The sequence below is a fragment of the Pleionea sp. WD8-19 genome, assembly GCF_055326765.1.
The window spans coordinates 82,170-97,133 of sequence record NZ_JBUZOU010000012.1 but is presented as its reverse complement, the minus strand read 5'-3'; the positions used below and the strand labels follow the sequence as shown (position 1 = coordinate 97,133).

Sequence of the window (14,964 nt, the reverse complement as noted above, 5' to 3'; positions counted from 1 at the left end):
GGAGACTGATTTTAATCGTTTATGATACCTTCTAATGTAAGTTCTCCCCTTAAACTGCTTTGCATTTTTGTTTTAATGCTAAGTATTGTGCCCAGTTCTGTTTATGCTAATGAAGTGCCTCATTTGCACTTTGAGCATTTAGAAACGCGGCATGGCCTCTCACAAAACTCAATAAATGTCACATTTCAAGATCGGCAAGGTTTTATTTGGATTGGTACCGATAATGGACTCAATCGATACGATGGATACCATTTTCGTCAATTTCTAAAGGACGAGTCTTCTGCGCATGCCATATCCGGTCAAGTTATTAAAGATATTGTGCAAGATACTTATGGAAATTTATGGATTGCAACTCAGGATGGTGGGTTGAATAAGCTTGACCCTAAAACAGAAACATTCACAAAAATACAATTTAATTCGTTTGACAATGACAACGATGTTGGTGCGATACGATCTCTAACGATTCGCAACGACATTTTATGGATAGGAACATCCAGATCGGGCGTTTTGTCTTACACGATATCAACGGGTCAATTCAACGTAATCATTAACCCGGAAAACACGAGGTATACGCGCTATGTGAATACGTTAAGTTTTTCCAATAATGCTCTTTTGCTGGTCGGAACTGCTCGTGGAATCCATTTTCTTGATACCGAAAATGGGCGTTATGTTGAAGCACCTCATCAATACGCTACTCTAAAAGCAATTAAGGATGAACATGTTTCAAAGTTGCTCTTTTCTACCAACTCGGACTTATGGATTGGAACACAAAGAGCTGGCCTTTATCAATTAAATACCCGTCAAAATATTCTGCATCATCACTTCAATAGTTCTGAAACTGAAGGCGCTGTTTCTGCCCGTAGAATTTTTGATATTGTCGAAACAAATAAACACGATATATGGGTGGCTACTGCTCATGGAATCTATCGCTTTATTAACAACAGTAAGGTTCAACATTATCAACGTAATCCTTATCGATTTAATAGCTTGAGCGAAAATCAAATTATCTCTTTGTATGTTGACCGAAGTCATGTTCTTTGGGCGGGGGGCTTTAACAAAGGCATTAATAAACTCGACTTACATACGTTACAGTTTCTACATTTTGCTGCTGATGAGCATCAGTCCTCCTGTGTGGGTGAGGTTGTGAGTTCTATACTTATTGATTCTAAAGGACGTCGATGGGTTGGCTCAAATAACGGACTTTACAAGTTAGAGAGTGATGGGACATGCCAGTTTTACCAAGCTAATGCCGAGAGCAAAACGAGCTTAACTAACAACTTGATCACCGATATTCTTGAAACGCACGATGATCAAATTTGGGTTGCTACGGCACGTGGTTTAAATCGCTATAATGATTATGAAAACAACTTTAAGCAGTTTGTTCATGTTGTAAACAATAGCGAAAGTATCAGTCACAATTCGATTTACACTTTGTATGAGGATAGCGACCATAATTTATGGGTTGCTACAGATAATGGCATTGATAAATGGTTAGCGGAAAATGATACTTTTACAAGGGATGCCATTCAAAAGATGAGTCATGAGCCTATTGATTCAAAGAAAATATTCTCTATAGCAGAAGACTCGAAAAATCGTTTATGGCTCGGTTCAAAGCGTGGGCTTTTTCGCTTGGATCGATCCAATGGGGAGTTTAAACGCTATGCAGTATCATCAGAAAAATATGGCGCTATAAGTAGCCACTATATTAATGATATTCATGTCGATGACACCGGTCGAGTATGGATTGCTACGGAATACGGCGTGAATTTATATCTTGAACAATCTGATTCATTTAAAGTATTTAACAAACGTTCTGGGCTAGCGAGTCATTCTGCTTACGCAATTCAGAGTGATAATCAACAAAATCTTTGGATCAGTAGCAATAAAGGACTTACTCAATTTAACTATGTGAAGAATGATTCAATTCACTTTGGTATTAACGATGGTTTACAGGGTCTGGAATTTACTGGCGGTAAATACTTCGATAAGTCCAATGGACTCATATATTTTACTGGTACTAATGGGCTTTCAGCTTTCTATCCTGAAAATGTAAAACCTAATCCATTTAAACCGCAACCTATTTTTACCGATTTTTACATTAATAACCAGAGAATATCCGTATCGGATGAAAAAGATGGATTAAGATTAAGTGACTCGATTTCATTTGTCGATAACATTACATTAAGTCACAAAGAGTCTAGCTTTACCATAGAGTTTTCTGCCGGCCATTATGCTTCACCTAAAGAAAACAGGTTCGCATATCGAATTAAACAATTAACGGACGGTTGGATTCAAGGCGCAGCTGATCATAGACGGGTCTCCTTTAGCAACCTATCACCAGGAGAATATCTTTTAGAGCTTAAAGTGAGTAATAATGATCGTTTGTGGGGCGATAATATTAGGGCGATAACAATCAATATTGAGCCGCCTATTTATTTAACGTTGTGGGCAAAGATTGCTTACTTTGTACTTTTTATCGTTATCCTTGTCATTGCCTATAATGTTAGAACTTCAAGCATTCGACGTCGAGCGCAAGCACTTGAGGCTCAAGTGAAAATTAGAACGGAAGAATTAACAAAGGAGAAAATGACGGTTGATAGGTTATTGGAAAAGAAAAGTAGAGAATTGGCGAACATGTCCCACGAGCTCAGAACGCCTTTAACTCTCATTCTGGGGCCATTAAAGCAGCTTATCGATCGCGAAGACGACGAATATAAAATGACGATGTTATCCATCATTCGAAGTAATGCGGAGCGGCTTTATCGTTTGGTAAGTCAGTTACTTAAAATTGAACGCATGCAGGTGGAGCAATTTAACCAGACAGAATGTAGCACTCCAGTATCATCCGTTCTACGGACCATCATTGATTCATTTCAAGAATATACGGTACAAAAAAATATTCATGTTGAATTGATAATTGAATCCGACTGTAACGTGCACATGAGTTCTGAAAACTTCGAAACCGTATGTATAAACCTACTATCGAATGCGATCAAATACACACCCGAAAACGGCTCTATTTTTGTACGTGTCAAGTCTTTAGAGAATGAGCGAGTGCTCATTGTGATAGAGGATACCGGTATCGGCATCGCGAAAGACAAAATTGCTTCAATTTTTGAACGATTTTATCGCGTGAATGATCTTAATAATATGTCAGCCAGCGGGTCAGGAATTGGTCTTTCAATAGTTAGAGAGCTGGTAGAGGCCTATGACGGTAAAGTCGCAGTCGAAAGTGAAGAGGGGAAAGGTTCAAGGTTCATTGTAGATTTACCAATAAGTGACTTGCAGGGTCGGTTTAATGAGAAATCAGACCAAAACGATATATTAAAAGAAGTAAGAGGCGCGCTAGAGCTAAGTCGTAGTCATGAAACTATCTCCTCCGACACGAATAACTCAGAAGTTCATACAACACAAATATTAATTATCGATGATAATAAGGAAATGAGTGAGTACATCGCTTTGATTTTAAGGCCAATGTTTCGATGTATGACATGTAATAATGGTGAACAAGGCATTGAGTTAGCAAAGCAAGTTGTTCCGGATTTGATTATTAGTGATGTTATGATGCCTGGTATTACTGGTTTTGATGTTTGCAAAGAAATTAAAAAAAGTAAATTGACGAGTCACATTCCCATTATATTAGTGACCGCTAAGAATGATAAACAAAGCCGGATTTCGGGATGGCAAAATTTTGCCGACGAATATATTAGTAAACCTTTTGATGCAGATGAACTGTTGGCGCGAATACAAAACCTACTTGAAGTTCGCCAGTTGATACAACAAAGGTTGGTTTCGCTCGATCAGACATCTTTACAAAGTGATACACCAATCAGCAACGACACAAGTTTGGGGTCAATTGAGCAAAAGTTTCTGGAAAAATTTCGTTCGCTCTTAGAAAAGCGGTATTCAAATCCGGATGTGAAAGTTGTGGATTTTGCAAAAGAACTTGCTATGAGTGAACGTCAGCTGTACCGAAAAATGAAAGCCTTATTGAATATTACACCAGCGGACTATTTAAGATCCTATCGGCTTGAAAAGTCATGTCCGTTGCTATTATCAGGAATGACTGCGGGCGATGTGGCCATACAAGTCGGGTTTTCGACCCACACTTATTTTAGTAAGTGCTTCAAAGCTAAATATGGAAAAACACCGTCTGAATTCGTTTCAAGTAAAGCGATAGCCGTCAGTAAACAAGCGGCTCAAAAGCTGAGTGGAAATACATAATGTCATCATCTCTATTTCGAAAAGAAGTTTTGGAAAGCAAACGACAACGTTTGTGGGGAGAGGTGCTATTAATTCAACCTCTGTCTTTTCTGCTTCTTTCTGCCGTGATTTCCATCTTTGTATTGCTCATGACTGCGCTACTCTATTGGGGCGAGTATGCTCGACGAGAAACTGTATCTGGGTATATTGTTCCTGATAACGGACTGGCAAAAATTTACCCAACTCGATCAGGAACGGTTGTTGAGCAGTTTGTTAACGAGGGAAGTTATGTTAAAGCGGGTGATAAACTGCTCACTATTTCAACATCGTCAGCCTTACATGATATAGAAAATGTCGATCAAGCTTTGGTGAAGGAGCTCGAAGATACTCGACGTACAATAGAAAAGAAAATCGGAGAAGAAAGGCGTTTGGAAGCGCTATTAAAAGAACAACTTTCGAGTAAGATTGAAGGTTTGAGAAAGGAAATTCATCAACAAGAAAGGCAAGTAAAACTATTGAGAAATCAGTTCCAATTATCATTAGAGCAGCTTGAAAAAGCAAGAGAACTAAGAGAACAAGGCCATTTATCTCACTCAGAGTACAAAGCATATCATGAAAAACATCTGACTAAAGAAATTCAATTGAACGACTCAGAGCGTGAATTATTAGCGCTTCAGAATTCGCTTGAACATACCAAAAATGAGCAGCTGCAACTGCCAATCAAGTCAACATCACGAGTACTCGATTTAAGTAGCAAACTATCAGATGTTAGGACTCAAGTTCTTAATATTAAAAGCCAAGGTGCATTTACTTTAATTGCACCTCGTTCAGGTCGGGTAACTGCGCTCCAATCTCACGAAGGTTATTCTGCTCAACCAGGCTCACCGTTAATGTCTATATTGCCAGCAAACGCTTTGTTTGAGGCTGAACTTTTTGTGCCAACAAAGGCAATAGGATTTATCCAACCCGGACAGAAGGTGATGTTGCGCTACGCTGCATTTCCTTATCAGCGATTTGGTGTACATCGTGGTGTAGTCGACAAGATATCCGAAGTCATTTTAGTTCCAAAGGAGCTGCCTGTGCCGGTTACGTTAAACGAGCCGGTTTACCGCGTACGGGTAAAGCTCGACGCACAGAGTGTTCAAGCCTATGGACAGTCACTTCCGCTTCAAGCAGGTATGCTCCTAGAAGCAGATATTATTTTGGAGCAATTATCATTGATTGACTGGATATTGGATCCTTTTTACAGCTTGAAAGGTCGTATTTAATGCAAAACCCCGTACATCTATTATCGTTTAAACGACAAGCTAAGCTACCTATTGTTTTGCAAACGGAAGTTGCCGAATGTGGGCTGGCGAGTTTGGCTATGGTCGCTGGATATTACGGCCACCAAATTGATATGAACACGTTAAGGCGTCGCTATCCGGTATCGTTAAAAGGAGCGACGCTTAAGGGCATTATGCAAACCGCGGACAGTTTGAAATTTTCGACGCGAGCCATTCGAGTTGAACTTGACATGCTGTCTCAATTAAAAGCACCAACCATTTTGCATTGGGATCTTAATCATTATGTTGTATTAAAGTCTGTTAAGAAAGGGAAAATTATCATTCATGATCCGGCTAAAGGCGAGCAAGTTCTCTCCTTTTCTGATGCATCGAAACATTTTACTGGTGTGGCATTGGAGTTAACGCCGACGAAGCAGTTTCAGAAGAAAGACGAAGTACAAAGCATGAAGCTGAGTGATCTTTGGAGCCGTATGAGTGGCCTAAAAAGGGCGCTCATCCAAATATTCTTTTTATCGATTTTGCTTCAAGTGTTTGCACTGATTAGTCCGCTTTATGTGCAAATGGTTGTTGATAACGTACTTATAGGGAATGATTTAAATTTACTCATTGTTCTTGCCGCGGCTTTTGCACTTATTGTGTTGATTAAAGTTGGTACTACCGTACTTCGCTCATATATTGTGATGTATTTGAGCAGTCAGCTCAGTATTCAAATGGCCGCCAATTTGTTTCGACATCTTTTAAGGCTGCCTCAGTCTTACTTCGAGAAACGACATATCGGTGATATTGTTTCTCGGTTTAAATCCGTTGACAATATCAAGCAGCTCATTACAACGGGACTAATAGAAACTGTTGTTGATGGCATCATGACGATTGGTACTTTGATCATGATGATGGTTTACAGTCCATTGCTCGCCGGAATAGTGATTTCCTTCGTATGCGTTTATGGCGCCATTCGTTTTGCTATGTACGGTACATTAAAAAGACTTCAAGAAGAAGCTATTGTCGCCAATGCTAATGAAAGCAGTAACTTTATGGAAACCGTTCGGGCTTCGCAAAGTATTAAGTTGTTCGGACGTGAATCTCAGCGACAAGCTGTATGGCATAATCACTATGCGGATGCAATGAATGCTGGAATTCGTGTTAACAAGTTTAATATCAGCTATCAAGCGATCAATGAAGTATTGTTTGGACTTGAAAATGTTTTAGTGATCTATTGTGCCGCATTGCTGGTATTGGAAGGTCAATTCTCGGTTGGAATGCTTATCGCATTCATGTCATTTAAAGGTCAATTTACCTCTAAAACTGCAGCGGTGATTGAAAAAATCATCGAGTTTAAAATGTTGAGTTTGCATTTAACTCGAATTGCCGACATAGCAATGACTCCCGAAGAAAAAACAGAGTCTACCTCGCTTGAACAAGTGACTCAGGTTAACGGTAAACTTCAACTGATTGATATTGGGTTTAAATATACAAAAGACGAACCTCATGTGTTGAAGGGAGTCAATGCAACGTTCAGTCAAGGAGAGTCAGTCGCCATTATTGGGCCTTCGGGTTGTGGTAAGACAACGCTGATGAAGATAATGCTTGGCTTATTGCATCCTACGGAAGGGAAAGTGCTGGTTGATGATCGCGAAATACATAAGTTGGGTCTACGCCAATATCGTGGTTACCTATCAGCAGTGATGCAAGACGATCAATTACTTTCCGGCTCTATGCTCGATAACATTACTTTTTTTGACCCTGATATGGATGAAGCACACGCCGAATATTGTGCACAACTTGCCTGCATCCATCATGATATCACTCAAATGCCGATGGGTTACAATACATTAATAGGCGACATGGGAACGACGCTTTCCGGCGGACAACGACAGAGGCTTTTGTTAGCTCGTGCATTGTATAAAAAACCGAAGATTCTTTTTCTCGATGAAGCGACTTCCAATTTGGACACTCAATTAGAGTCTATTGTTAATGATGCGGTAAAAAAACTGGATATAACGCGGGTCATTATTGCGCATCGACCAGAAACAATTCGAAGCGCGGATCGTATTCTTTGCATTCAAAATGGTCAATTGGTGGAAGTGGTTGCAAAACAAGCGACGGGTCAGTCCACTCATAATGAGTCGATCGCATAAGGAAAATATAACTGAGTCATTCAGCCAATACATCAAAGGGATTTTAGATAAGTTGGAACTGGAGTTGCGTCGTTTGTATCAGTGAAAGTTTAAATCGTCTCTTCATTAGACTTTATTCAGAGGCGACTTAACGTGAATTTGGGGTAAGAAAGTTTGGAGGCAATCGAAAGTCGATAAGTGCTCTGTTAGCCGCCATTGAAGCGCTTTTTGTGCGCACTTGATCTGGCGAAAAGTAAAACACTTACCGACTTCGTAGCTATTGGAAGACTATCACGAATGGGACTGTCTAGGCTTTAGGAGCCTAAGACATCAGTAACTTAACCAGTCGATCCGTAATTGGAAAATTTGTTTTATTTTCAAAGTGAATAAACATTGGGCTGGGGTTAGCTTCAAGAAAATAACACTCTCCCTGCTCACTTCTTCGCCAATCAATAGCGGTCCAGTGTAACCCAAACTCTCTAGCAATTTTAATACTTAACGCATTCAGCTCATCACTCAATTCAACTCGTTTTAACTCAGCCTGATCATCTTCTCGAAAATCAACATTATTACTCGCAATTTCAGCTGAAAACACTTCGTCACCGATCACGTACGAACGAATGTTCGTGCCAGCAATGTACTCCTGCAGTGTAACCGGCGAAACTGAAAGCGCCTTACTGAGTCGTTCGGTTTCTAAAAGCGCTTCTGAAATATAGTCAGTGTGTGCGCCACCGTACACGGGTTTGTAAATGGCTTTATTAACGCCTTTGACAAAATTTAAAACATCTTCTGGGGCATTGGTTATTGCCGACTTGGGTATTTTAGCGCCCAGTCGAGCCGCATGTGCGAGCTGCAATGGTTTTTCTTTGTGGTATTGGTAGGCGTCCCAAGAGTTAACCCATTTCGCTTTTGAGCCGTTGAGAAAAGTGCGTAACGTGCTCATTGCATCACGGTAGGCTAAGTAACGCGACTCAGGCGCGATGTTAGCAATTTCAACTTTATTGATTGTTCGCCAGTAAATTGAGTGTATGTCTTCAAAGTTAATCGCATGGCCATTGGGTAAAATAATGCGCCCACTCGAGTACTCAGGTTCCCAAGTAATTTTCGTTTCTTTAGGAAACAATCGAGTGTCCAATATTTCGGAGTTTGCTCCGGCTTTTGTTAATGCTTCTTGCATATGGATGGCATGTTGATCACGGATGTGACCCATAACGAGCACTTTCATAAAAACTTTTCCTCAATGTACTGCACAAACATAAAAAGGTGAGACTAAAGCAGTCTCACCTTTTTGCGCGAACTAATGGGTTTTGAACTAGAAGTTCAAGTCACCACCTTCTTCGCCAAGCGCCATAGTGGTGTAATCGCCACCTTCTTCACCAACAGCCATAGTGGTGTAATCGCCGCCTTCTTCACCAACAGCCATAGTGGTCATATCACCGCCTTCTTCACCAAGCGCCATAGTGGTGTAACGGTCGCCTTTTTTAGCACCAGAAACAGCATTAACTTCTTCAGAAGTTAACTCACGTACTGATTCAAGCTCAGAATTATTTAATGCAAATGGATGTTTCATTTTATGTACTCCAATGTTCAAAATTAACGCAATTAAGAAGATCATTTTAATTGCTTACCTATGTCAGAATTAAATGAAACATTATCAATGTTCATTGCCTCTTCAAATAGCCCTTACACTTGGTGGCGCAAATACCACTAAACGTGAGCGCGAGAAGCCGTCTTTCATCTGACGGCCGCTATCATATGTCGGCATTTCAAGATGAGTTAACAGATTCACGACAAAATGCTTTGAATTTTCTGCCAAAATTAAATGAGTGTCAGAATTTCGACATCTCTAGCAGAAATTTAATAGTCGAAGAATGAAAAAAGCGTTTAATGGAATAAAAGTTGGGCAGCTTCATTCTAAAATTTGAGCTTAATCGTTCATTACTCAGCCTTATTCAAAATGACAAAGTGATCGAATGACTGACCATTGATTCAACAACCCGATGCTCATTTAATTCTATTACTGGTTTTACGACATCCATTTAAGCGTTGAAATACAAGAAAAGGCCGTTCTACGGCTATCCTATCCGGATACTCGACTCATACAGAAATCAGTGGTTAAATAGGAAGCGCTTTCACTGAGTGTTCACTTTAAAAGAATAGGTTATATGCCAACCATTAAAGACGTATCAGAACTTGCCGGTGTTTCTCAGGCAACCGTTTCTCGTGTTCTTAATAGCACGACTCCGGTTGACGAAAACAAGAAGAAACGAGTCATGGATGCGATAAAGCAATTGGGTTATCGTCCAAACGCTCATGCGCGTTCTCTTGCGTCTAACCGCTCCGACAGTGTTGGAATGGTGGTATCTGAGTTGGCGGGGCCTTATTTTGGTGAAATGATGGCAGGGGCCGAAAGTGTATTAAGGCAATTTAACAAACAAATGTTAATTGCTAGCAGTCATGCAAATGAAGCGGAAGAAAAAGAAGTCATCGACTTTTTAATCGCTTGTCGTTGTGATGCCTTAATTCTCCATGCTGAAACCTTAAGTGATGAATATTTGATTGAGCTCTCTAAGCGGGATATTGATTTAGTATTACTTAATCGGCATATACCAGAAATTACCCAACAGTGCTTTGTGCTCGACAATGAACGGGGTGGTTTTCTTGCGACAGAGCACTTAATACAGCAAGGTCATACCAAAATCGCCTGTATTGTGGGACCTCAATGGAAGCATGATGCTCGCGAACGTTTCGAAGGCTATCAAAAAGCACTGAAAAAATACCAACTTCCTTTTGATTCAAAACTGATCGTCGAAGGCGACTTTCAAGAGACCGGTGGACGCGAAGGTGTTGCTCACCTATTGGGTCGAAATCGACCTTTTACGGCATTGGTTTGTGGCAATGATGAGATGGCTTTTGGTGCTATCGAAACGCTAAAGGATAAGCAATATTCAGTGCCAGACGATATCGCTGTAATTGGATTCGACGATATTACTTTTGCTCGTTACATATCCCCCAAACTTTCTTCGATTCATTTTCCTGTACGAGAAATAGCCGCCGATGCGGCTCGATTGGTTATGCGTCGTGTTTATAAGATGGAATCTTCGGAAGTCATTAACCTCTCGGTCACTCCGCGACTCGTTGTTCGAGAGTCCTCACACAAACAGCTGAGTTGATATTGCATTCATTGTGTTTGAATTAGGAGGATGACTGGTATAATATGAAAGCGCTTTCACGGTGAGTTGGTAACAAATTCCCGTTATAGCTAACTCTAAAATTATTCTCGAAGCTTTTATATTGGAGCGTTGATCTTATGTTTGAATTGCCCCAAGCGTCTAGGTTGCTGCACCCAGAATTTTTATGGGGTGTCGGCACTTCGGCCTATCAAATAGAAGGGGCGGTAACCATGGATGGGCGTGAGCCTTCCATTTGGGATTTATTTTGTCGGCAAGACGGTCGAATTGTAAACAATGATACGGGTGACGTTGCTTGCGATCACTATCATTTGTGGCGGCAGGATCTCGATCTTGTGAAAGCGATGGGATTTGATAGCTATCGGTTTTCCATAGCTTGGCCAAGAGTGATGAATTCAGCGGGTAAGTTAAACCCAAAAGGGATCGATTTTTATAAAAGACTCATCGACTGTTTACATCATCTGAATATTAAACCCTTTATTACATTGTATCATTGGGATTTGCCACAACGTCTCCAAGAGAAGGGAGGGTGGCTTAATCGTGAAACCGCGTTTCACTTTCGCGATTATGTCGATAAGTTTACGCGTGAGTTCTGTAATGGAATATTTGCTTATACGACGCTCAATGAACCGTTTTGCTCAAGTATTCTTTCTTATGAAGTGGGCATGCACGCTCCGGGTATCCAAGAGGATTCAACATTGACGCCTAAACAGGCAGGAAAACAAGCCGCGCACCATTTATTGCTGGGGCACGGCTTGGCGATGCAAGTGCTGCGTTCGAATGTTCCAAAAGCGCAACGCGGTATTGTCGTCAATTTGGGGCAACACGATTCAGCGTCTGAACAAGAGAAAGATCGAAAAGCGGCCGAGTTGGCTGCTGTGGAAAACAATCATTGGTTTATTCAGCCATTACTAAATGGTTCGTATCCCGATGAGATTGATACCTCTTATTTACAATTGACGCCACAACAACTGGAGAGTGATTTAGAACTTATTCAGGCCCCTCTGGATTATTTAGGGATCAATTATTATACCCGTCATCTTGTTAAGCATCATAATCATTCGAATTATTGTTTTGTTGATAACCCTTCAGCACCGCATACGGCCATGGGATGGGAGGTTTATCCGGATGGGTTGACTCAATTATTATGTCACTTGCATAATCGTTACGACTTACCTCCTATCTATATTACTGAGAACGGCGCTGCTTTTGATGATAAATTAAAGGACGGAAAAGTTGAGGACGGTAATCGTGTGGATTATTTTCATCAGCATCTTCATGCGCTTGATCGTGCAATAAAGAAGGGAGTCAATGTAAAAGGTTATTTTGCGTGGAGTTTGCTCGATAATTTTGAATGGGCAGAAGGCTATACCAAACGTTTTGGTTTGGTATATGTGGATTATAAAACTCAAACGCGGATCAAAAAGAACAGTGCATTAGCTTTTGAGTACTTTTTAAAAAATCGATAAATTGAAAAAAGGCTATGGGTGCTCGTTTGCTGCTTCCAAGCTCTTTGGCCTTTGACATCGAGTATGTGATTCTTTCGGTGCTCTTTGTAAGAGCTCTTTTTGAATAAGTAGCATGGCGGATTTATTCAGTTTATACCGTAGTACAATAATGCCCGACAATAAAAACAAAATACCAGGGATAATACAAAAGAGTAGCTTAATTCCGTTGAGCGTATCGTCACTCTGTGGCTCCCCTGCTTGATAACCATAATAAGCAAGTAGCCATCCTGCTGATGCACCACCGATAGCCATACCCAGTTTAAGAAAGAATAGATTTGAAGAATAGGTGAGTCCGGTCAGTCGGTTTCCAAACCGGTGTTGCCCATAGTCAACAACATCTGCCATCATGGTCCATAATAAAGGTGTTGCAACTTGCAACAAGAAACTGATGAGTACATGCGCAATAAGCGCTGGAACAAAAGCATTTTCGGGAATCAAGAACGAAAGTATACACAAAGCACCAGCGATACCATTCGCAATGGCGTAGCTTTTTATTTTGCAAAAAAAGTACGTAGTGTATTGCGATAGAAAACTGCCAAGAACTGCACCCAGCATCCCCATTGTTATAAATAGTGTTGTTTGGAGCTCTGCATTTAGAAAATAAGTGACGTAATAAAGCGTGACGGTGTTCCTCATGACCATCGCGATTAAAACGACAAAGCAGACTAAACTTATAATTCTCCATTGGTCATTGTTAATAAGCGCTGTAATGGATGTTTTTAATTGAAGGTTTTGAACTGCGGGTGGATGAATTCGTTCGCGCGTCGTTAAAAAGCAAAATATAAACAAAAATGCTCCTACGCAACTCATGAACAGCATGGTTTGTTGATAGCCTACCTTTTTATCGCCCGCACCTAACCAATCGACCATCGGTAAAGTGAATGCGCTGATCAACATTCCTCCTAGCATAGCCAATGCAAAGCGATAAGATTGCAGCGCAACTCGTTGTTGCGGATCCGAAGTGATCACGCCACCAAGTGCACAATAAGGAATATTTATTGCTGTATAAGCCAACATTAGAAAAGCGTAGGTTAAATAGGCATACAAAATTTTATACGTTAATGAGACGTCGGGGGTGCTAAAGGTTAACCAGCAAGCAATAACCAGTGGTAAACACATCCATAATAGATAGGGACGAAACTTACCCCAGCGAGTGTTTGTTTTATCGGCTAGCCAACCGATTAAAGGATCGGTTATACCATCAAAAATCCGAACCACTAAAAACATAGTACCTACGGTTGCTGCTGAAATCCCAAAAATATCCGTATAAAAAAAAGCGAGAAACAGCATAACTGTTTGAAAAATTAGGTTACTCGCTGTGTCGCCTAAGCCGTAACCCACTTTTTCGATAAACTTGATTTTTTGATGAGTCATTCCTTACTTCCAAGCTCGGCTTTGTAACCTTTAATGCCATAAAAAACGATGTATAGATAGCACATCAAAGGGATGATAAATGCAAGCTGAATATTCACAATATCAGCGATAATACCTTGAAGCATGGGGACAATTGCCCCACCAACAATCGCGATACAAAGTATTCCCGAGCCTTGACTCGTCAGAGGACCAAGTTTGTGTATCGCTAAACTGAAAATGGTGGGAAACATAATGGAGTTAAACAAGCCGACCGCCAGTATGCTCCACTGAGCGGTAATACCGTCAAATACCATGGTAAAGGTGAGTAAAAGTACCGAAGCAAGGGCATTAAAAGTGAGTATCCAGTTCGCTTTGACACGAAGCATAATGGCTGCGCCTAAAAAGCGACCGATCATTGCTCCACCCCAGTAATAGGCAACATAGTGTGCTGCTTGGGCTTCGGTTAATCCGGCAATATGACTTTCACCAAAAAAGTTAACCAAGAAACTGCCAATGGATACTTCGGCACCCACATATAAAAAGATAGCGATAGCACCCAGCATTAAATGTTTATGGTGCCACGCATTTTCTTTATTGCTCGGCGCTGAGTGTGTTACGTGGTGTCGTGACTCATCGATTTTGGGGAGTCTTAAAAAGTAAAAGGTGATCGCGAGAAACAAAAGTACTAAAAAGATAATCGTGTAAGGTATTTGTATGGCATTGGCCGTCGACCCTTTTTCTGTGAGCCCGACAGACAGGATTAATATTCCACCAAATATCGGTGCTACCGTTGTCCCTAACGAGTTAAAGGCTTGTGTCAGATTAAGTCGAAAAGCACTGCTGCTCGGATCTCCGAGGCGCGTCACAAAGGGGTTCGCAGAAACTTGTAACACCGTGATACCAGAAGCCAAAATAAACAGCGCTAACAAAAACAAACCGTAAACTTCAAGGCGTGCAGCGGGAATGAAAAACAAACAACCAACAGCCGCTATTGCTAGGCCACTGACAATTCCGCGCTTATACCCCGTTTTTTTGATGAATAATCCGGCAGGATAAGACACCAAGGCATAAGCGCCAAAAAAGCAAAAGTTAACGGCCATGGCTTGAGCAAAGCTCAACTCAAATAAGCTTTTTAAATAAGGAATTAAAATGTCGTTCAGACTGGTGATGAACCCCCAAAGAAAAAAGAGCGAAGTTAGAGTGATGAGAGCAAATCGATAGTTGGATTGAGAGTCTTTGCTAAGAGAAAGGTCTAACACACTGTTTTCAATACTATTATTCATGATTTTTGTCCCAAGCTCAGAATGGT

At 40.8% G+C, this 14,964-nt stretch carries 9 protein-coding genes; 5 read left to right on the top strand and 4 right to left on the bottom strand.

What is annotated here, in order from left to right:
- Positions 1-87: 87 nt before the first annotated feature.
- From ACTUJY_RS14420 to ACTUJY_RS14410, 3 genes are read left to right on the top strand one after another with little or no spacing between them, the layout of a single operon-like run.
- Positions 88-4,224, top strand: a complete 4,137-nt coding sequence (locus ACTUJY_RS14420; protein ID WP_463616811.1) for a two-component regulator propeller domain-containing protein — start codon at positions 88-90, stop codon at positions 4,222-4,224.
- Positions 4,224-5,471 carry an HlyD family secretion protein gene (locus ACTUJY_RS14415; RefSeq protein WP_463616810.1) on the top strand — a complete coding sequence of 416 codons (1,248 nt, stop codon included), beginning with the start codon at positions 4,224-4,226 and terminating at the stop codon, positions 5,469-5,471. The genes ACTUJY_RS14420 and ACTUJY_RS14415 overlap by 1 nt, the downstream gene beginning before the upstream one ends.
- Positions 5,471-7,624 (top strand): peptidase domain-containing ABC transporter, encoded by a 2,154-nt coding sequence (locus ACTUJY_RS14410; RefSeq protein WP_463616809.1) that lies wholly within the window; start codon positions 5,471-5,473, stop codon positions 7,622-7,624. Before ACTUJY_RS14415 ends, ACTUJY_RS14410 begins: the two co-directional genes overlap by 1 nt.
- Before the next feature lie 301 nt (positions 7,625-7,925).
- On the opposite strand, the gene ACTUJY_RS14405 is transcribed toward ACTUJY_RS14410, so the two are convergent.
- Positions 7,926-8,828, bottom strand: coding sequence for an ATP-grasp domain-containing protein (locus ACTUJY_RS14405; RefSeq protein ID WP_463616808.1), 903 nt, complete (start codon positions 8,826-8,828; stop codon positions 7,926-7,928).
- 87 nt (positions 8,829-8,915) lie between these two features.
- Positions 8,916-9,173: a hypothetical protein gene (locus ACTUJY_RS14400; RefSeq protein WP_463616807.1), complete on the bottom strand. Its 258-nt coding sequence runs from the start codon at positions 9,171-9,173 to the stop codon at positions 8,916-8,918.
- Between the two features lie 595 nt (positions 9,174-9,768).
- On the opposite strand from ACTUJY_RS14400, the gene ACTUJY_RS14395 reads away from it, so the two are divergent.
- Positions 9,769-10,776, top strand: coding sequence for a LacI family DNA-binding transcriptional regulator (locus tag ACTUJY_RS14395; protein WP_463616806.1), 1,008 nt, complete (start codon positions 9,769-9,771; stop codon positions 10,774-10,776).
- 137 nt (positions 10,777-10,913) lie between these two features.
- Entirely contained in the window at positions 10,914-12,263 is a 1,350-nt protein-coding gene (locus ACTUJY_RS14390; RefSeq protein WP_463616805.1) for a GH1 family beta-glucosidase, read from the top strand.
- Positions 12,264-12,275: 12 nt separating this feature from the next.
- Here ACTUJY_RS14390 and ACTUJY_RS14385 read toward each other — a convergent pair whose 3' ends face one another.
- Complete coding sequence (locus tag ACTUJY_RS14385) at positions 12,276-13,676, bottom strand: glycoside-pentoside-hexuronide (GPH):cation symporter (protein ID WP_463616804.1); 1,401 nt, start codon at positions 13,674-13,676, stop codon at positions 12,276-12,278.
- Positions 13,673-14,938, bottom strand: coding sequence for a sugar MFS transporter (locus tag ACTUJY_RS14380; protein ID WP_463616803.1), 1,266 nt, complete (start codon positions 14,936-14,938; stop codon positions 13,673-13,675). Before ACTUJY_RS14380 ends, ACTUJY_RS14385 begins: the two co-directional genes overlap by 4 nt.
- Between the last annotated feature and the right edge of the window lie 26 nt (positions 14,939-14,964).